The sequence below is a fragment of the Streptomyces sp. NPDC107559 genome (assembly GCF_055657365.1).
Map to the genome: position 1 here is coordinate 61,973 of NZ_JBVKBD010000004.1, position 16,332 is coordinate 78,304.

Below are 16,332 nucleotides of genomic sequence, written 5' to 3' on the forward strand. Positions count from 1 at the left end.
CTACGGCTGTCCCTAGGCCTGGATCGACAGCCACACGAACACCAGGCAGAGGGTCCAGCCGGGCGGCGCCTTGACCGCTCTCAGTCCAATTGACAGAGAGAGGACGAGGAGCGGCCCGAGCACCCCGTAGTGCTGCCGCATCAGCCTCTCCAGCAGGATCAGTGCCATGCCGGCCAGCAACTCCTGCCACTCCTGAGTCTTCACGGTCCCCCCGGAGGTCCTGCGACGCTGTTGACTGTCGTCAACTTGTCGGCCAATTGGACTGCTCATCCTGATTGGACTGTTCCCGGACTGATAGATCGGTTAACCGACAGTCCAATATGGGGAGTTGTTGACTGGAAGTGGTGTCACACCTGCATGGAAGCGGTAGGTTCTGCCTGTGAGTGTTTTGGATGGCGAGGACACCAGCCCCCGGACGCTGAGCCGCGTGTACGACGCGCTGGAGTCGCGCATAGCGGACGGAACGTACCCGGTGGGCAGCACGCTGCCGTCCCAGCGTGTGCTCGCGTCGAACCTCAACTGCTCGCGGGACACGGTGCAGAAGGCCGCCCGACTGCTGGCCGACGCCGGCCTGGTCGGCCTGAAGCAGGGCAGCGGCACGTTCGTACTGCGGAAGCCGTCCTCGGACAGCAGTCCGCAGGACCGGCCCCGGCTGCACTCCTTCATGTCCCGGCTCTTCGCGGCACCGGAGGCGTCGCTCGACGTGTTCGTCCTGACGGGTGAGTCGGTCGTCGGGCTGTTCCGGACCCAGGTGCAGCGCGTGGAGGACGGCGAGTTCACCGAACTGCGGAAGGTGACCGTACGGTTCCTGCTGCCCGCCGAGGACACCGCGCTCTACTACCCGCGGGCCTGGGATCCCGCGGACGACCGTCCGTTGCGGCGCTGGCAGGAGATGGCCCGCCGCAACGTGGCCGACATGGAGCAGTGCCGTTCCCGGCTCGCGCGCTGCGAGGTCGAACTGGACCTGGAGGTCCGCAGGATCCCGCTGACCCCGCAGTTCAAGCTGTGCGTCTTCAACGGCACCCATGTACTCAAGGGCTACTACCGCCTGGAGCAAGGCATAGAGCTGGAGGACGGGACGGCCGTGGAGGGCGCGGTGGACGTCATGGGTGTCGGTGCCACCCTGCGCCACTTCACGGCCGACGCCGGACCGGACTCGGAGTTCTTCGACCTGCGAGGAGTGTTCGACGACCTCTGGGCGATGGTCGACACGGAGCGCGAGGCGCTGGGCAAGAACTGAGGACGGATGTCCATATGGTGGCCAAACGTGAGAAGTGTCACTCGGCAGCCTGTACTCTCCGCCCATGCTGCACCACCTGCCCCACCGCGCCCGCACCGCACTGGTCCGGGTCCTCGCGGAGGCGCGCCGTCGCCGGGCATGCGGCCCGATCGTCGTCGGGCACCACAACCGGAACCACATCCTTCCGCTCGGCCTGCCGCTGGCCTCCCTCCTCGGGATGGGGTCCGGGCAGGTGCGCGCCAAGTTCCGGGTGCCCCTGGAGACCGTCGAGGTGGTGCCGCGCATCTGGCGCGAGTCCGAGGTGCTGGACGTGGTGAGCGAGCGGCTGGCCGGCGTGCCGCGCTGCCTCGCGGACTTCGGGGCCTGGTCGCTGCACGCCTACGTGCCCGGTCACGCGCTGTCCGAAGAGCCGCCCGGGACGCCGGTCGGCGAACCGCGGATGAAGGTGCTCGCCGACTTCTTCGCACAGCTGGCCGGTATCCCCCCGCAGGCGCTGCCCCGGCCCGCGGACGACTGGCCGCGCGGCGACGACAGCCGGGCCTTCCTGCACCGGCTGGCCCGCTTCACGGAGCAGCGGGTCCACCAGGCCAACCGGCCCCGGTTCGGGAGCCTCTTCGACTCCGTGGGCATCCCGGCGGACCTCATGAGCCGCTTCCTGCGGACCGTGCCCGACCCGGTCCGGCGTCCGTTCGGCCTGCTGCACACGGACGTCCACCGCGCGAACATCGTGGTGACGCAGGAGCCCGGCGACGGCGATCGGCTCACCGTCCTCGACTGGGAACTCAGTCTGTACGGGGACGTGTTGCACGACCTGGCGACCCATCTGGTGCGCATGGACTACGACCCCGCGGAGCGCAAGCTCATGACGGAGCTGTGGGCCGAGGCGATGCGGCAGGCGGGCCGCGCCGACCTGACCGAGGGCCTGGACCCCGACCTCGGCACCTATCTGGGATTCGAGCACGTCCAGTCGGTGTTCCCGGACGTGATGCGCGCCGCCCTCGACCTGCCCGCCGAACCGACGCCCGAGGACCTCGGCCGGTCCGCGGACCGGGTGCGCCGTGCGCTGGACCGGGCCCGCGGGCCGCTGTGGATGCCGGGCGAGCCCCAGGACCGGCCGGCCCTGGTGCGGGCGCTGCGCCGGTGGCACAGCGAGGACCGGGCCCGGCAGCCCGCCGCCCACCGTGCCGCGCGGCCCGGGAAGGGCGGCGCCGAGGCGTGCCGGAACGCGGACCGGCCCCGCGGCGTCGACCGGAGCGACGGCATACGGCACGGGACGCGGACCTGGCCGCCGACGCTGCGGCGGGAACCGCAGCCCGGCCCGGACCGGGAGAGGTGTGCCGAACTGGTGGAGCCGCTGGAGGGCCTGGAACCGCATGGCTGTTGAAGTCGAGGACACGACCGACGTCCGATCGTTGCTCGCGGGGGCCCGCGGAGTCCTCTTCGACTTCGACGGGCCGGTCTGCCGGCTCTTTCCCGGCGGCTCCTCCCGGCCCGTCGCCGACGAACTGCGCACCCTGGTGGCCGAGGCCGGCGCCGCGCATGTGCTGACTCCCGAGGAGGCGGCCGGCAAGGATCCGCACGCCGTGCTGCGGGCCGTGTACCGGGCGCAGCGCGACCGTCGTCTGCCCCGGCGCGCCGGGGACCTGGTCCGGGCCCTGGAGGACCGGGTGACGGAGGGCGAGCTGGCCGCGGTACGGCGCGGGGCGTGGCCCACCCAGGGCGCCGCCGAGCTCATCCGCCGGCTCTCCGCACGGGGCACGCGGCTGGCCGTGGTGACCAACAACGCGGCGCGGGCGGCCGCGTACTACCTGGAGCGGGAGGGGCTGCGGAACTGCTTCGACGCCGTGCACGGACGCCCCCGCGAGGTCGAGCGGATGAAACCGGACCCGTACGTCGTCGACCGGGCCCTGGGCAGTCTGCGGCTGCGCCGCGAGGACGCCGTCATGATCGGTGACTCCCCGGCGGACGCGATCGCCGCGCGGGCCGCGGGCGTGGCGTTCATCGGGTTCGGGCGAGACCTGCGCAAGGAGTCGGAATTGCGTGGGGCGGGAGCCACCCTTGTCGTCGACTCGTATGCTCTCTTCCTTGATGAGGCCTGAGGACAAGGCACCTGACCCGTCGGGCGGCACCCGCCGCCGCGCGCGGGAGATCGCCGGGGACCAGCCCCTGCACGGCCCCCTGACGGGGTATTACCACGAGACGTACGCCTTCGTGCCGCGCGACGGAGCGTTCGGCACCGCCCGGATGAAGCTCAGGGAGCCGCGCGCGGACGTCATCCGGTTCGAGCGCAGGACCTTCCTGCGGGAGGAATTACTGCTGACCGCCCTGGCCGGACGGGTCAGGGGCGTGCCGGAGGTGGTCCGCGCCGACGGCGTGACGCTCCAGAGGTACATCGAGGGGCACACGCTCGGCTCCCGGTTCCGCGCCGGGACCGCGATCCCCGACACCGTCGTGGACCAGCTCCTGGACCTGGTGCGGGACCTGGCCTCGATACCCGCCGGATCGCTGCCCCTGCTCTCGCGCGTGCCCGACGAGGAGCGGGAGGCCGAGGGCGACAGCCACGGGTTCGTCGAGCGGCTGGCGCTCTTCGCCGAGGAGCACGTCTACACCCGCAACGAGCACGCCTTCGGCACCCTCTTCCGGGACCTCGGCGTCGACGCGCACGCGTTCAAGCGGCTGCGCCAGCGGCTGGACGGGATCGCGGAACGCCCCTTCCACCTCCTCCACGGCGACCTGCACCGCGAGAACCTGATCCTCGACCCGGCCGGCCGCCTCTGGGCCATCGACTGGGAACTCGCCACCTTCGGCGATCCCCTCTACGACCTCGCGACCCATCTGCACCTGATGCGCTACCCCGGCCGCCAGGCCCGCCGGGTCGCCGAACGCTGGACGGCCGCGCTGGAGCACACCCGGCCCGGAGCCGCCCGGCACTGGCCGCAGGACCTGCCGCGCATCCTCGGCTTCAAACGCGCGCAGTCCCTGTTCACCGACGTCATCCGGACCGCGCTCGAACTGCACGGCGGCGCACCGCTGCGGGTCGTCGTGCCCCGGCTGTGCGCGGTGCTGCGCGCGGGCGCGGAGCCCCTGGGGCTGGCCTCGGTGCCGTCGCCGGGGCGGACCGCGACGGCCCTGACCCGCTGGCGCCGGGGCTACGCACCGTAGGAACTCACCGCGGGTCCTGACGCGCCCGCGCCGGGGCTACGCTTCGTAGCCATGAGCAGGGGCAACGGGGGGCTGCGCGAGCGCAAGCGGCAGCGGATGTACCAGGACGTGTCGGACACCGCCGTCGGCCTCTTCCTGGAGAGAGGGTTCGACGCCGTGTCCGTCGCCGAGGTCGCCGCCGCGGCGGGGATCTCGAAGCCGACCCTCTTCCGGTACTTCCCGACCAAGGAGGACCTGGTCCTGCACCGGTTCGCCGACCACGAGGACGAGGCGGCGCGGGTGGTGACCGAGGGGCCGACACCGCTGGCCGCGCTGCGCCGGCACTTCCTCGACGGGCTGGAGCGGTGCGATCCGATCACCGGGCTCAACGACCATCCCGCGGTCCTCGCCTTCCACCGGCTGCTGTACGGGACTCCCGCGCTGGTCGCCCGGCTGTACCCGTACCTGGAGCGGTCGGAGGCGGCACTGGCCGGGGCGCTCGGCGGCGGCCTCGAGGCGCGGCTGGCCGCCGGGCAGATCATCGCCGTCCAGCGGATCCTCGCGCAGGACAACTGGCGGCGTATCGCCGAGGGGGAGCCGGTGGCACGGGTGCGGCCGGACGCGGTGGCCGCGGCCGAGCGGGCGTTCGGCGCACTGGCGGCGGGGTTGCCGCGGCTCGCCTGAGCGGGCGGACGGCGGACGGCGGACGGCGGACGGGGAGCGACGTACGGGAACGGCGTACGGGAACGGAACGGCCTACGGGAACGGCGCACGGAGGGCGGGGGTCGGCGCGGCGGGCCGGCGGCCGGGCGGCCGCGGCAGAATATTTAACTCGGTTACGTTTTTCACGTACGCTCGGGGCATGACGTCCACCGGACCCGGCCTCGACCAGGATCTCCGCCGCGAACGCACCCACCACGACACCTGCCGCACCGCCCTCGCAGCCATGGTCGAGGGCGCCCAGGAGCAGGTCGTCAGGGGCGAGGACGTCTCCGCCTCCGGAGCCGACGCCGAGGTGCTCGGATACCAGCTGCGCAGCAAGGCCAAGGAGATGCGCGAGCTGCCCGAGGGGCCGTTGTTCTTCGGCCGGCTGGACTTCGCGCCAGGTCAGGGCGACCACGCCGGCCAGCGCTACCACCTCGGACGGCTGCGGATCAGCACGGCCCCGGCCGCACCGCCCCTGATCGTCGACTGGCGGGCCCCCGTCTCCCGCGCCTTCTACCAGGCGAGCGCCCGCGACCCGCAGGGCGTCGCCGTCCGCCGCCGTTTCGGCTGGGCCCCCGGCAGCCGGGGCGACTCCGCCGACCTGACCGCCCTGGAGGACGAACACCTCGGACGCGGCGAGGACGCCGGGGCCGGGGTGAGCGACCTGGTCGCCCGCGAGATCGAACGGCCCCGGGTCGGCCCGATGCGCGACATCGCCGCGACCATCCAGCCCGAGCAGGACGACCTCGTACGCGGCGACCTGGCGCTGTCGGTCTGCGTGCAGGGGGCACCGGGAACCGGGAAGACCGCGGTCGGCCTGCACCGCGCCGCCTACCTCCTCTACACCCACCCCCAGCGCATCAGACGCTCCGGCCTGCTGATCCTCGGCCCCAACCGGACCTTCCTGTCGTACATCGCCGAGGTGCTGCCCGCGCTCGGCGAGACGGGCGTACGGCAGTCCACGCTCGGCGAGGAGATCGCCCGGCACCCCGCGACCGGGACCGACGACGAACGGACCGCGGCCCTCAAGCACGACCCCCGGATGGCCGAGGTGCTGCGCCGAGCGCTCTACGCGCGCGTGACGGTCGGGACGCGGGACAGCCTCGACATCCCCGACGGCACCTACCGCTGGCGCGTCACGGCCGCCAGGCTGACGGAGATCGTCTCGGGCGTGCTCGCCGAGCAGCCGCCGTACGCCGTCGGGCGGGAGCGGGTGCGCAGCCGGATCGTGCGCCGGCTCCAGGAACAGGCCGAGCTGCGGTACGGGCCGCCGCCGAGCGCCTGGGTCCGCCGGATCGAGCGGGCCCGGCCGGTGAGCGCGTACCTCGACGCCGCGTGGCCGCGGGTCCGGCCCGAGGAGGTCCTCGCCGCGCTCCTCACCGACCCGGACGAGCTGGCGCGGGCCGCCGACGGGCTGTTCGACGAGGAGGAACGGCGGGCCCTGCGGTGGGCGCGGCCGCCGCGCTCGTGGAAGTCGGCCCGCTGGTCGGCTGCCGACCTCGTCCTCCTCGACGAGCTCGCCGGGCTCGTCGAACATCCCGGGAGCTACGGCCATGTCGTCGTCGACGAGGCCCAGGACCTCTCCCCGATGGAGTGCCGGGCCATCGCCCGCCGGGCGGCCTTCGGCTCGCTGACGGTGCTCGGCGACCTGGCGCAGGGGACCACCCCGTGGGCGGCCCGGAGCTGGGCCACGCTGCTGGGCCACCTGGGCAAGCCGGACGCGGCCGTGGTACCGCTGACCAGCGGATTCCGGGTGCCGGTCGAGGTCGTCGCGCTCGCCAACCGGCTGCTGGAGCGGCTGGACGTCGAGGTGCCGGCCGCCCGCTCCCTGCGTACGGACGGCGAACTGCGGTTGCGCCCGACGGACGACGTCCTCTCCGCGGCCGTGGACTGCGTACGGCACGCGCTCGCCCGCGAGGGTTCCGTCGGCGTCGTCGCCGCGGACGCCGACGTGCCGCGGCTGCGGGACGCGCTCGGCGCGGCCGGGATCGGGGCGGCCACGGCCGACGAGCCGGCCGCCCGGGTGGCGGTGGTCCCGGCGAGCGTCGTCAAGGGCCTGGAGTACGACCATGTCGTCGCCGTCGAACCGGCGGCGATCGCGGAGGCGGGGGAACGCGGACTGCACCGGCTGTACGTCGTCCTCACCCGCGCGGTGTCACGACTGGACGTGGTGCACGCGCGCCCCCTGCCGTTCTAGGACAGGTCCTACGGCCAGTCCGGCGGATCCGGATCAGGCCGCAGGCGAGCAGCGGCCCGTCGGCCTTGCGCGGGTGGGTGGCGTCGGGGCGAGAAGAAGGGCAACGTGGGCACCGATGCATTCCTCGCCCGCCACGCCCGCCACGCCCGCCACGCCTGCCACGGCCGCCACGGCCACTTCGTCCGCCTCGCCGTCCTCCCCGGCCGCCGTGCTCCTCTTCCTGGACGTCGACGGGACGCTGCTCCCCTTCGGGGCGAGCGGCCCGTACCCGGTGTACGAGACGCGCTTCGGCACCTGTGCCCGGTCCGTCGGCAATCCGCTGCTGACCCGGATCGACCCGGGGCTCGGCCCCCGGCTGGTGGCGCTGGGCTGCGAGCTGGTGTGGGCCACGACCTGGATGGACGAGGCCAACGTCTGTGTGGCGCCCTGGCTCGGGCTGCCCCCGCTGCCGGTGGTGGAGTGGCCGGACGAGGAGTGTCCGCCGGGGGCCCTGCACTGGAAGACCCGGCCGCTCGTCGCCCTCGCCGCGGGCCGGCCCTTCGTCTGGGTCGACGACGAGATCACCGCCGCCGACCGCATCTGGGTGGCCGCCCACCACCCCGGCCGGGCCCTGCTCCACCGGGTGGACCACCGGTACGGGCTGACGGGCGCGGACTTCTCGGTGCTGGAGCAGTGGATCGGCCGACCGGAACCGCAGCGGTCGTAGTCCCGCTACCGCGTTCCGGCGCCACGGTCCGGCGTCACGAGAAGTCGTACGCCGCCCAGTCGGTGAGCGCGCGATAGCCGAGGCGCCGGTAGAGGGCGTTGCTGGTGGGGTTGGCCACGTCCGCGAACAGCACGACGTCCTTCGCCCCCGCGGCCAGCGCCGCCCGGCTCACCTCCGTCGCCACGGCGGCCGCGTAGCCGCGACCACGCAGGTGGGCCGGGGTGTAGACGACGTCCACCTGGATCTGGCCGCCGATCAGCGGATTCATGCCCGCGACGGAGACGGGGGTGCCGTCCGGGGTCTCCCAGAGCGTGTAGCGCTTGTCGGCGAAGCGGGTGCCCGCCCAGGTGCGGGCGTCGATGGACACGTCCTCCCCGACGGCCCTGGCGAACTCGCCGCACCAGAACATGGTCTGTTCGAGGTCCTGCTCGCCCAGCAGCCGGCCCCGGCCGGCCGGCATCGGCTCCGGCGGGATCAGCGTGCCGAGGCGGTACAGCCGGACCCGCGTCTGCCGGGCCTTCGGTGTCGCGCCGGTGTGCCGCTGCCAGGCCTCGGCGAAGGCGGTGGCGGTCTGCTGGTCCGCGCTGACGGAGGGAAGGGGGTGCCCGAGGGCGGCCAGGTGGGCGGCGAGGGAGTCGGCCTGCCCGGGCGTGAGCGGGGTGGGGGTCAGAGCTCGGGGCGGGAGGCGGTGGAAGGTCGCCCGTACCTCGCCCGCCGACTCCAGCACGCCGAAGACGGGGACCCCGGGGCCCGACGCGCCCGCCCCACGGGTCCGCACCCGCTCGGCCCAGGTCAGCGCCATGACGTGCGGGCCGGGCCGGGAGCGCAGGAAGTCTCCGGCGCGGGCGAGGAAGTCGTCTACGTCTTCGGTGAGGTGCCAGCCGTCCGGTCGCATGGCTGCATGATTCCCCATGCCGGAGCGGCACTCCAGGGTTTTCCGCCGGTGTCCTGTTCCAGGTAACTGTGGGCATGGTAGGGCTCTGACCTGCGGTGCTTACGATTGAGTGGGACGAACGGGCTCCCCTGTCCCGCTCAACCGTAGGCAGCCGCCCCCGGGTGCGCATCGCGTAAGTCCACCGATCGGCCTGGCGTTCCTGGCGGGGTGAGCCTGGCGGGACCCCGCTGGGCTTCGGCGTGCCGTGCGCTGGCCTGTGCCTGCTCATGCGATGACGCGAAGACTGGCATCACTGCCCCTGCAGCACCGACCGATTGCCTGGTGGAGTGTCAGCGCGCTGCGACGTCTGCGAGCAGCTCAGCGGCGGGCTTCGGGTGGACGAGCCAGCGCAGGTGGCTCCCCTCGAGTGTCCGGACGTCGAAGGGGTTGTCGGGTGTGAGCGCGTCGGCTTCGCGAATCATGCGGTCCTGCACGGCGAGCGGAATGCTTGCATCGTTGGCCAGGCGCACATAGGTCTTGGGAATCCGGCCCCAGGTCGTGGCCTGTGCCCGGTCGGTGGACGTACCGACATCCAGGTTCTCATCGGGCTGGAAGGTGTTCAGGAAGATCCGGAACTCGTCATCGGTGAGGTCGGCGGCGAACGCTCGCTTGAACGCGGCGAGCGCTGCTGGGTCGGAGGTTCGGAAGTTGGTCCGGAGCAGACCGAGTTCGGCCGGGTTCCCGACGAGCGTGGCAACGAAGGCTCCCGCGTCGACGTCCGCCATCTCCGGCTGAGCGTAGTAGTCGCTCACGTCCAGATCGACGGGGCACCAGGCGGAGACGTAAGCGATTCGGTCGATCAGCTCGGGCCGGGCGTTGGCGACGGCGGTGGTCGTGATGCCGCCCCTGCTGTGGGCGACCAGGATGGTGGGCCCGTGCCGCTTGGCTCGTTCGAGGACTTCGATCACGCGGACGGCGTTGTCGGCGAGCGTGATTCCCTTGATGCTCCCTGGTTCTGCGGCGAGTGCGTCGAGATCCTGAGGGGCCTGGTAGGCCGCGGGGAAGGTCGCCTCGAATCCGTGCCCCGGAAGGTCGACCGCGACCGAGCGGTGCCCGAGTAAGGCGAGCTCGGCCTGTAGCGGCGCGAACGAGAACGAATTCGCGAAGGCCCCATGAACAAAAACGAATGTCGGCAGATTCTGCATGCCTCAGCCTCCAACAGAACGATCTCCGGAACAAGATCAAGGGTTCAGGAGGACTTCGATCCGTCTGGCTGTGGCCTCGATGGTGGTGCTGAGTCGTGTGCGGCGGGCGTGGTCCCAGGCGAGTTCGCCCATCGGTGTCGGGGCGGTGCGAAGGTGCTGCCAGATGGCGGTGATCCAGCCTCCGTCGCGGTGGTTGCGCACCCAGACGCGGGAGATGTCGTAGGGGTCGTAGTGGATTTCCCAGCTCCCGGGCCGGCGCCTGAGGGCTGGTGGCGGAAGGGATGCAACTCCGCGCTGTCGTAGGTGCGGTGGCCCAAACGGATGCCGTAGGAGTTGAGAAGCGGGGCGATCCCCGTACCTACACAAGACCGGAACTCTTCAGCACTTGCCTACACGTGACCGGGACCCGGTTGCACATGCCTACAGAGGAACGGGACTGCCTGCACATCGCAGAGACAGGACACCGCCGGAGGCGGCGCCGTCGCCGGGCGGCACACTTTTGCAAGCGGCTGCTTGCAAAAGTTAGCGAAGGTGCGGCAAGGTGGACGCATGGCATCGCTCAACGTCGGCAATCTCGGTGACTATCTGCGCGAGCAGCGGCGCAATGCGCAGCTGTCGCTGCGGCAGCTCGCCGATGCCGCCGGGGTGTCCAATCCGTATCTCAGCCAGATCGAGCGCGGTCTGCGCAAGCCGAGCGCGGAGGTGTTGCAGCAGGTCGCGAAGGCGCTGCGGATCTCCGCCGAGACGCTGTACGTCCGTGCCGGGATCCTCGACGCCGAGCGGGACCGGGACGAGGTGGAGACCCGCGCGGTCATCCTCGCCGATCCCACGCTGACCGAGGGGCAGAAGCAGGCACTGCTCCAGATCTACGAGTCGTTCCGCAAGCAGAACGGATTCGAGTCCGTCCCCGCGGCGGACCCGGCGGACCCGGCGGATCCCGGGGATGCGACAGATGCCGCGGAGCCCCGGGGCGAGTCCGACGGGGCGCAGGACGCCGACGCCGACGACAGCGGTACGCAAAGCGCGGTACGCCGTGCCCGCCCCGCCGGCGGTTCCGGCGCAGACCCGCAGCAGACGGCCAGTTGACCGGACCAGGGGACCGGCTGCCTGACTGCGGACCCACACCACCCTCAGCCGAACGCGAATCCGGGAGGACCCTCACCATGGCCATCACCGACGACCTGCGCAAGACCTTCAGCGACCCCACTCCGCTCTACTTCGCCGCCGGCACCGCCGACCTCGCCCTGCAGCAGGCCAAGAAGGTGCCCGGTCTGGTGGAGCAGCTGCGGGCCGAGGCGCCCGCCCGGTTCGAGGCCGTCCGCGGTACCGACACGAAGGCCGTGCAGGAGAAGGCCGCGGCCCGCGCCAAGGAGGCCGGGGCCAGGGCCAAGGAGGCTCAGGAGACCCTCCAGACGAAGGTCGGCGAATTCATCAGCGCCCTCGACGGTGACCTGAAGAAGTTCGGCAGCTCGCTCGACGCCGACCTGAAGAAGCTCGGCGAGAACGCCCAGGACCTCGCGCTGCGCGGGGTCGGCGTCGCCGCCGAGTACGCCGTGAAGGCCCGCGAGACCTACGAGAAGGTCGCCGAGCACGGCGAGCAGGCCGTGCGGACCTGGCGCGGCGAGACCGCCGAGGAGATCGAGGAACTGGCGATCGTCATCGAGCCGAAGGCCGAGCCGGTCGAGGTCAAGGAGGAGCCGCAGCAGGCCGGGACCGGGGCCGAGTCCGCCACGGAGAAGAAGGCCGCGGCGAAGAAGGCCCCGGCCCCCCGCAAGGCCACCGGCAAGAAGCCGACCCCGCCCGCCAAGTAAGGGACGGCATTCGTCCGGGCCGGGCACCTCCGGGGTGTCCGGCCCGTTCTACGGGTACGGTGGCCGGGTAGGGGTCATGGTCGGACGTGTCGGACAGGTCGGCGAGAACAGGCGGTGGGCAGCATGCTGGCGTTGGGTTTCGCAGGGTTCCTGGGACTGCTGAAGATCCTTCTGATGGCCCTGGCGGCGTTCGGGTTGACCGACGCGGCCTTCCGGCGCGAGGACGCCTTCCGTGCGGCCGACAAGCAGAACAAGGTGTTCTGGCTGATCATCCTCGGTATCTCGCTCGTAGTGAGCTACCTGTTCTCGATCCTCGCGATACTGCCGGTCGCGGCCGCGGTCGCCAGCATCGTGTACCTGGTGGACGTACGGCCCGCGCTGAAGCAGGTCTCCGGCGGTGGCGGCGGCTGGGGCCGCCGCGGCGGCGGAAGCAGCAGCGACGGCCCCTACGGCCCGTACAACGGCGGCCGCTGACCGCTGATTGCTGAACGCTGCCGGGTTCCACCGCCCGGCCGCGGAGTTCCTCAGAGAACCCGGTCCAGCAGTACCACCGCGACGTCGTCCGTCAGCTCGCCCCCGTTCAGCTCGCGGACCTCGCTGACCGCGGCGCGCAGCAGCTGCTCGCCGTACAGACCCGAGGCGAGCTGGCGGCGGACCATCTCCACCATGCCGTCCTGCCCGAGCCGCTCCCGGCCCTGGCCGACGCGGCCCTCGATCAAGCCGTCGGTGTAGAGCATCAGGCTCCACTCGGCGCCAAGCTCCACCTGCGTACGCGGCCAGCGCGCGCCGGGCAGCAGCCCGAGGGCGGGGCCGTTGTCGTCGTACGGCAGCAGCTCCGCCTGCTCGCCCGGCCGGGCGAGCAGCGGGGACGGGTGGCCCGCCAGGCACAGACCGGCCCGACGGCCGTCCGGGGCGATGTCCACCGTGCACAGCGTCGCGAAGATCTCGTCGTCGTCGCGCTCGTGCTCCAGCACCTGCTGGAGCGTGCCGAGCAGCTCGTCGCCGGACAGGCCCGCCAGGGTCAGCGCACGCCAGGCGATACGCAGCTCCACGCCCAACGCGGCCGCGTCCGGACCGTGCCCGCAGACGTCACCGATCATGGCGTGCACGGTGCCGTCGGGCATGCGGACGGTGTCGTAGAAGTCGCCGCCGAGCAGTGCGCGGGAGCGGCCGGGGCGGTAGCGCGCGGCGAAGCGGAGCGTCGAGCCCTCCAGCAGGGGGGTCGGCAGCAGGCCGCGTTCCAGCCGGGCGTTCTCCTGGGCGCGCAGCTTGCCCTCGGCGAGCCGCCGCTCGGCGGTGTCGGAACGCTTGCGCTCCACGGCGTAGCGGATCGCGCGGCTGAGCAGCCGTCCGTCCAGCTCGTCCCGGAAGAGATAGTCCTGGGCGCCGACCCGTACCGCCTCCGCGCCGCGCTCGGCGTCGCCGGACGCGGTGAGCGCGAGCACGGCGTGCCGGGGCGCGAGCCGCAGCACGTGCTTGAGCACGGCGAGCTCGTCCTCGCCGGACGAGCGGCCGGGCGCCGGCAGCGCCAGGTCCAGCAGGATGCACTGGACGTCGTCGGTGAGCAGTCGCTCGGCCTCGGTGAGGTTGCGTGCGGTGCGCACCCGGATCGGGTTGCCGGCCGAGTCGAGCAGATCGGGCACGATCGGCGACCCCGCCGGATCGTCCTCGATCAGCAGGAGTGTGAGAGGGGCGTGAGCGGTGGCGTTCGGGTGCGTGGCGGCAGTGGCGTCGACGACCTGGGCTTCCTTGCGCGGGGTCTCTTCCTTCGAGGGGCCGGCCTGGGGCACGGCCTGCGCCTGACCACACTCCACGGCCGGGATTGCTCTCTGCCGGGGCACGGGTACGGGCATCGTTTTGGGTTCCTTCCCTCCCCCCGAGGGCACGGCGGACGGAGGGACTCCATCCACCGACGGGGACCATAGCGGGTGTCGGCGCCGCAGCGGAATGGTGTGCGACACCCAGGTTGGGACGAGGCCTCTGGCATATGCCGCTTTACCTACCGCAGTTGGGCAGGCGGGGTGTGCAGCGGGGATGACGAACGTCACGTCCACGGGAAGTTCGGCGGCCGCCGTGGGTACGACGGCTCACGTGACCGCAGTTGGTGTGCCGTGCCACGTGGGTGCGGTCACGTGCCCGCGGTCACGTGGTTGCGATCACGTGACCCCGGTCATGCGTCCGCGGTCGTGCGTACGGGGGCATGGATCCCCGGTCATGCGTCCGCGGTCGTGCGTACGGGGCATGGATCCCCGGTCTTACGTCCCCGGTCGTGCGTCCGCGGTCGCGTGGTCCCGGTCATGCGTCCGGACGGACCACCCCGAGGATCGGCATCGTCCCGGCACCCGCCAGGGTCACCGTGCGGCCCGGCCGCGGGGCGTGGATGATCGCGCCGTCGCCCACGTACATCGCGACATGGCTGGCGTCGCCGAAGTAGATGATGAGGTCGCCGGGGCGCATGTCCTTGAGGTCGACGTGCTCGAGCTGCTTCCACTGCTCCTGCGAGGTGCGCGGGATGCCGTGGCCGGCGTTCGCCCAGGCCTGCGAGGTCAGCCCCGAGCAGTCGTACGAATCGGGCCCCTCGGCGCCCCACACGTACGGCTTTCCGATCTGGGCCGTCGCGAACGCCACGGCCTTCTTGTCCTGCGCGGAGGCCTTGCCGTCGATCTCGTCGAGGATGCCGGAGTCCAGCCAGGCGGTCTGCGCCCGGAGCGCGGCCTCCTCCTCCAGCTTGGCGAGGCGCTCCTTCTGCCTCTTCTCCAGCCGGGATTCCAGGGTCTTGGCCGCCGTGATCTGCCGTTCGATGTTCTTCTGGGCGGCCGCCTTGGCCCGGCGGTTCGCCTCCAGCTTCCGCCACTGGGCGGAGGCGTCCGCGGCGTACTGCTCCAAGTCCTGCTGGGTGCGGTTCATTTCGCCGAGCAGGCCCTTGGTCGCCCGCTCACCCTGGATCACCCGGCCCGCCCCGTCGAGGAACTGCTGCGGGTTGTCGCTCAGCATCAGCCGGGCCTCGTCCGGCAGGCCGCCGCCGCGGTACTGGGCGCGGGCCGCGGCGCCCGCCCGGTCCTTGAGGTCGTCGAGCCGCTCCTGCCCCTCGACGATCTTCCGGGCCAACTGGACGATCTCGGCGGACTGCTGCTGCGACTTCTCCTCGGCGGCGTTGTACGCGTCGGTGGCCACGGAGGCCGCGTGGTAGAGCCGGTCGAGCTGCTCGCGGACGGCCTCCAGGTCCTTGTCGGGCGGAGGCGTCACGGTGCCGGTCGCGGCGGCGGGCGGTGTGGTGGCCGAGGTGGCGGCCGGGGTCGGTGTGGGGCCGGGGGCCGCGAACGCCGTGCACGGCACCGCCAGGACGGTGAGCGCACAGACCACCGTGACGGCCGCTGCGATCAGCGTGCGCTTGCCCGTTCCCATACGCCGTCCCCCAAGTTGATTTCCCGTCAGTAACTTACGGCTTCCGGGGGATCGTGCCACGGCGACGCGCAAAACGACAGAGCAACTGCTTCCCCCTCACTCCCCCTCATCCCGGCCCGGTATGACGATCTCCCCGCCTGTGTGACGAACGACTCACAAGGATCGTTCCGTGCAGGTGGAAGCGGATCGGGCGGCCCCGGATCAGCCTCGCGGCGCCAACGCTTCCCACGTCACCGTGACTTCACCCTGTCGCCACCTCACGGGCCCGTCCGTCACCGGCCAGTCCGCCGTCAGGTCCCGGACCGCCCGGATCCAACGCTGCCGGGCGCCGTAGGAGGCGTAGGGGGCGGCGGCGGCCCAGGCCCGGTCGAAGTCGCGCAGGAAGGCGTGCACGGGCTCACCGGGGACATTGCGGTGGATCAGCGCCTTGGGGAGCCGTTCGGCCAGGTCCGACGGGCGCTCCAGGGAGCCCAGCCGGGTCGCGAAGGTGACCGTGCGCGGCCCCTCCGGGCCGAGCGCGACCCATACGTGCCGACGGCCGATCTCGTCGCAGGTCCCCTCGACGAGCAGTCCGCCGGGCGAGTCGGCGGTCGCGGGGGCTAGGCGGGAGCACAGCCGCTGCCAGACCGCGGCGACCTCGCTCTCGTCGTACTGGCGCAGGACGTTGGCGGCCCGTACGAGGTGCGGCCGCTGGGGGAGGGGGATCTCGAAACCGCCGTGCCGGAAGACCAGGCCCTCGCGTTCGTAGGGCCGGGCCGCGGCCACCCGGGCCGGATCGATCTCGACGCCCACCACGCGTGCGTGGGGCACGGCCGAGCGCAGGCGCTGAAGCAGTTCGACGGCGGTCCAGGGGGCGGCCCCGTACCCGAGGTCGACCGCCACCGGGTCGGCGGCGCTGCGCAGCCGGTCGCCGTACGCGGCCACGATCCAGCGGTCCATGCGGCGCAGCCGGTTGGGGTTGGTGGTCCCGCGGGTGACCGTGCCCACGGGGCGGGCGGAGGCGCGGGATGTCATGCCTATGAGGGTATGCGCCCGTGTCCGCCCTCAG

16 protein-coding genes are annotated in these 16,332 nt (G+C 72.2%); 10 read left to right on the top strand and 6 right to left on the bottom strand.

Annotated features, from left to right (window positions below):
* Positions 1-12 precede the first annotated feature (12 nt).
* A complete protein-coding gene (locus ACZ7OY_RS14830) occupies positions 13-204 on the bottom strand; it encodes a hypothetical protein (RefSeq protein ID WP_471911743.1) in 192 nt (63 codons plus the stop codon).
* A 175-nt stretch (positions 205-379) separates the two neighbouring features.
* On the opposite strand from ACZ7OY_RS14830, the gene ACZ7OY_RS14835 reads away from it, so the two are divergent.
* The 7 genes from ACZ7OY_RS14835 to ACZ7OY_RS14865 all read left to right on the top strand — a co-directional run bounded on the left by ACZ7OY_RS14835 (position 380) and on the right by ACZ7OY_RS14865 (position 7,989).
* Positions 380-1,240, top strand: a complete 861-nt coding sequence (locus ACZ7OY_RS14835) for a GntR family transcriptional regulator (protein ID WP_471911744.1) — start codon at positions 380-382, stop codon at positions 1,238-1,240.
* A 64-nt stretch (positions 1,241-1,304) separates the two neighbouring features.
* Positions 1,305-2,624, top strand: a complete 1,320-nt coding sequence (locus ACZ7OY_RS14840; RefSeq protein WP_471911745.1) for a phosphotransferase family protein — start codon at positions 1,305-1,307, stop codon at positions 2,622-2,624.
* Positions 2,614-3,339, top strand: coding sequence for an HAD family hydrolase (locus ACZ7OY_RS14845; protein WP_471911746.1), 726 nt, complete (start codon positions 2,614-2,616; stop codon positions 3,337-3,339). The genes ACZ7OY_RS14840 and ACZ7OY_RS14845 overlap by 11 nt, the downstream gene beginning before the upstream one ends.
* The gene (locus tag ACZ7OY_RS14850) at positions 3,329-4,402 is read left to right on the top strand and encodes a phosphotransferase (protein ID WP_471911747.1); all 1,074 of its coding nucleotides are present in this window, start codon (positions 3,329-3,331) and stop codon (positions 4,400-4,402) included. The genes ACZ7OY_RS14845 and ACZ7OY_RS14850 overlap by 11 nt, the downstream gene beginning before the upstream one ends.
* A 51-nt stretch (positions 4,403-4,453) precedes the next feature.
* Entirely contained in the window at positions 4,454-5,065 is a 612-nt protein-coding gene (locus tag ACZ7OY_RS14855; protein ID WP_471911748.1) for a TetR family transcriptional regulator, read from the top strand.
* 178 nt (positions 5,066-5,243) lie between these two features.
* Positions 5,244-7,283 (top strand): HelD family protein, encoded by a 2,040-nt coding sequence (locus ACZ7OY_RS14860; protein WP_471911749.1) that lies wholly within the window; start codon positions 5,244-5,246, stop codon positions 7,281-7,283.
* Between the two features lie 208 nt (positions 7,284-7,491).
* Complete coding sequence (locus tag ACZ7OY_RS14865; protein WP_471912089.1) at positions 7,492-7,989, top strand: HAD domain-containing protein; 498 nt, start codon at positions 7,492-7,494, stop codon at positions 7,987-7,989.
* A gap of 34 nt (positions 7,990-8,023) precedes the next feature.
* On the opposite strand, the gene ACZ7OY_RS14870 is transcribed toward ACZ7OY_RS14865, so the two are convergent.
* Positions 8,024-8,884, bottom strand: coding sequence for a GNAT family N-acetyltransferase (locus ACZ7OY_RS14870; RefSeq protein WP_471911750.1), 861 nt, complete (start codon positions 8,882-8,884; stop codon positions 8,024-8,026).
* A 329-nt stretch (positions 8,885-9,213) separates the two neighbouring features.
* Entirely contained in the window at positions 9,214-10,068 is an 855-nt protein-coding gene (locus ACZ7OY_RS14875; RefSeq protein ID WP_471911751.1) for an alpha/beta fold hydrolase, read from the bottom strand.
* A gap of 549 nt (positions 10,069-10,617) precedes the next feature.
* Here ACZ7OY_RS14875 and ACZ7OY_RS14880 point away from each other — a divergent pair.
* The 3 genes from ACZ7OY_RS14880 (at position 10,618) to ACZ7OY_RS14890 (ending at position 12,353) form a co-directional block, all read left to right on the top strand.
* Positions 10,618-11,154, top strand: coding sequence for a helix-turn-helix domain-containing protein (locus tag ACZ7OY_RS14880; RefSeq protein WP_471911752.1), 537 nt, complete (start codon positions 10,618-10,620; stop codon positions 11,152-11,154).
* Between the two features lie 77 nt (positions 11,155-11,231).
* On the top strand, positions 11,232-11,879 hold the full coding sequence (locus tag ACZ7OY_RS14885) for a hypothetical protein (protein ID WP_471911753.1): 648 nt from the start codon (positions 11,232-11,234) through the stop codon (positions 11,877-11,879).
* Positions 11,880-12,002: 123 nt separating this feature from the next.
* Positions 12,003-12,353 carry a DUF2516 family protein gene (locus ACZ7OY_RS14890; protein WP_471911754.1) on the top strand — a complete coding sequence of 117 codons (351 nt, stop codon included), beginning with the start codon at positions 12,003-12,005 and terminating at the stop codon, positions 12,351-12,353.
* A gap of 50 nt (positions 12,354-12,403) precedes the next feature.
* Here the strand turns inward: ACZ7OY_RS14890 and ACZ7OY_RS14895 are convergent, their stop codons facing one another.
* From ACZ7OY_RS14895 to ACZ7OY_RS14905, 3 genes are all read right to left on the bottom strand, one after another.
* Positions 12,404-13,732, bottom strand: a complete 1,329-nt coding sequence (locus ACZ7OY_RS14895) for a PP2C family protein-serine/threonine phosphatase (protein WP_471911755.1) — start codon at positions 13,730-13,732, stop codon at positions 12,404-12,406.
* A gap of 442 nt (positions 13,733-14,174) precedes the next feature.
* The gene (locus ACZ7OY_RS14900) at positions 14,175-15,284 is read right to left on the bottom strand and encodes a C40 family peptidase (protein ID WP_471911756.1); all 1,110 of its coding nucleotides are present in this window, start codon (positions 15,282-15,284) and stop codon (positions 14,175-14,177) included.
* A 201-nt stretch (positions 15,285-15,485) separates the two neighbouring features.
* On the bottom strand, positions 15,486-16,298 hold the full coding sequence (locus tag ACZ7OY_RS14905; protein ID WP_471911757.1) for a class I SAM-dependent methyltransferase: 813 nt from the start codon (positions 16,296-16,298) through the stop codon (positions 15,486-15,488).
* Positions 16,299-16,332 lie beyond the last annotated feature (34 nt).

Bases quoted from the DNA above. Each gene is read 5' to 3' on its own strand.
- ACZ7OY_RS14840 (WP_471911745.1), top strand. From the start codon at position 1,305: ATGCTGCACCACCTGCCCCACCGCGCCCGCACCGCACTGGTCCGGGTC.
- ACZ7OY_RS14845 (WP_471911746.1), top strand. From the start codon at position 2,614: ATGGCTGTTGAAGTCGAGGACACGACCGACGTCCGATCGTTGCTCGCG.
- ACZ7OY_RS14850 (WP_471911747.1), top strand. From the start codon at position 3,329: ATGAGGCCTGAGGACAAGGCACCTGACCCGTCGGGCGGCACCCGCCGC.
- ACZ7OY_RS14855 (WP_471911748.1), top strand. From the start codon at position 4,454: ATGAGCAGGGGCAACGGGGGGCTGCGCGAGCGCAAGCGGCAGCGGATG.
- ACZ7OY_RS14860 (WP_471911749.1), top strand. From the start codon at position 5,244: ATGACGTCCACCGGACCCGGCCTCGACCAGGATCTCCGCCGCGAACGC.
- ACZ7OY_RS14870 (WP_471911750.1), bottom strand. From the start codon at position 8,884: ATGCGACCGGACGGCTGGCACCTCACCGAAGACGTAGACGACTTCCTC.
- ACZ7OY_RS14875 (WP_471911751.1), bottom strand. From the start codon at position 10,068: ATGCAGAATCTGCCGACATTCGTTTTTGTTCATGGGGCCTTCGCGAAT.
- ACZ7OY_RS14880 (WP_471911752.1), top strand. From the start codon at position 10,618: ATGGCATCGCTCAACGTCGGCAATCTCGGTGACTATCTGCGCGAGCAG.
- ACZ7OY_RS14885 (WP_471911753.1), top strand. From the start codon at position 11,232: ATGGCCATCACCGACGACCTGCGCAAGACCTTCAGCGACCCCACTCCG.
- ACZ7OY_RS14890 (WP_471911754.1), top strand. From the start codon at position 12,003: ATGCTGGCGTTGGGTTTCGCAGGGTTCCTGGGACTGCTGAAGATCCTT.
- ACZ7OY_RS14895 (WP_471911755.1), bottom strand. From the start codon at position 13,732: ATGCCCGTACCCGTGCCCCGGCAGAGAGCAATCCCGGCCGTGGAGTGT.
- ACZ7OY_RS14900 (WP_471911756.1), bottom strand. From the start codon at position 15,284: ATGGGAACGGGCAAGCGCACGCTGATCGCAGCGGCCGTCACGGTGGTC.
- ACZ7OY_RS14905 (WP_471911757.1), bottom strand. From the start codon at position 16,298: ATGACATCCCGCGCCTCCGCCCGCCCCGTGGGCACGGTCACCCGCGGG.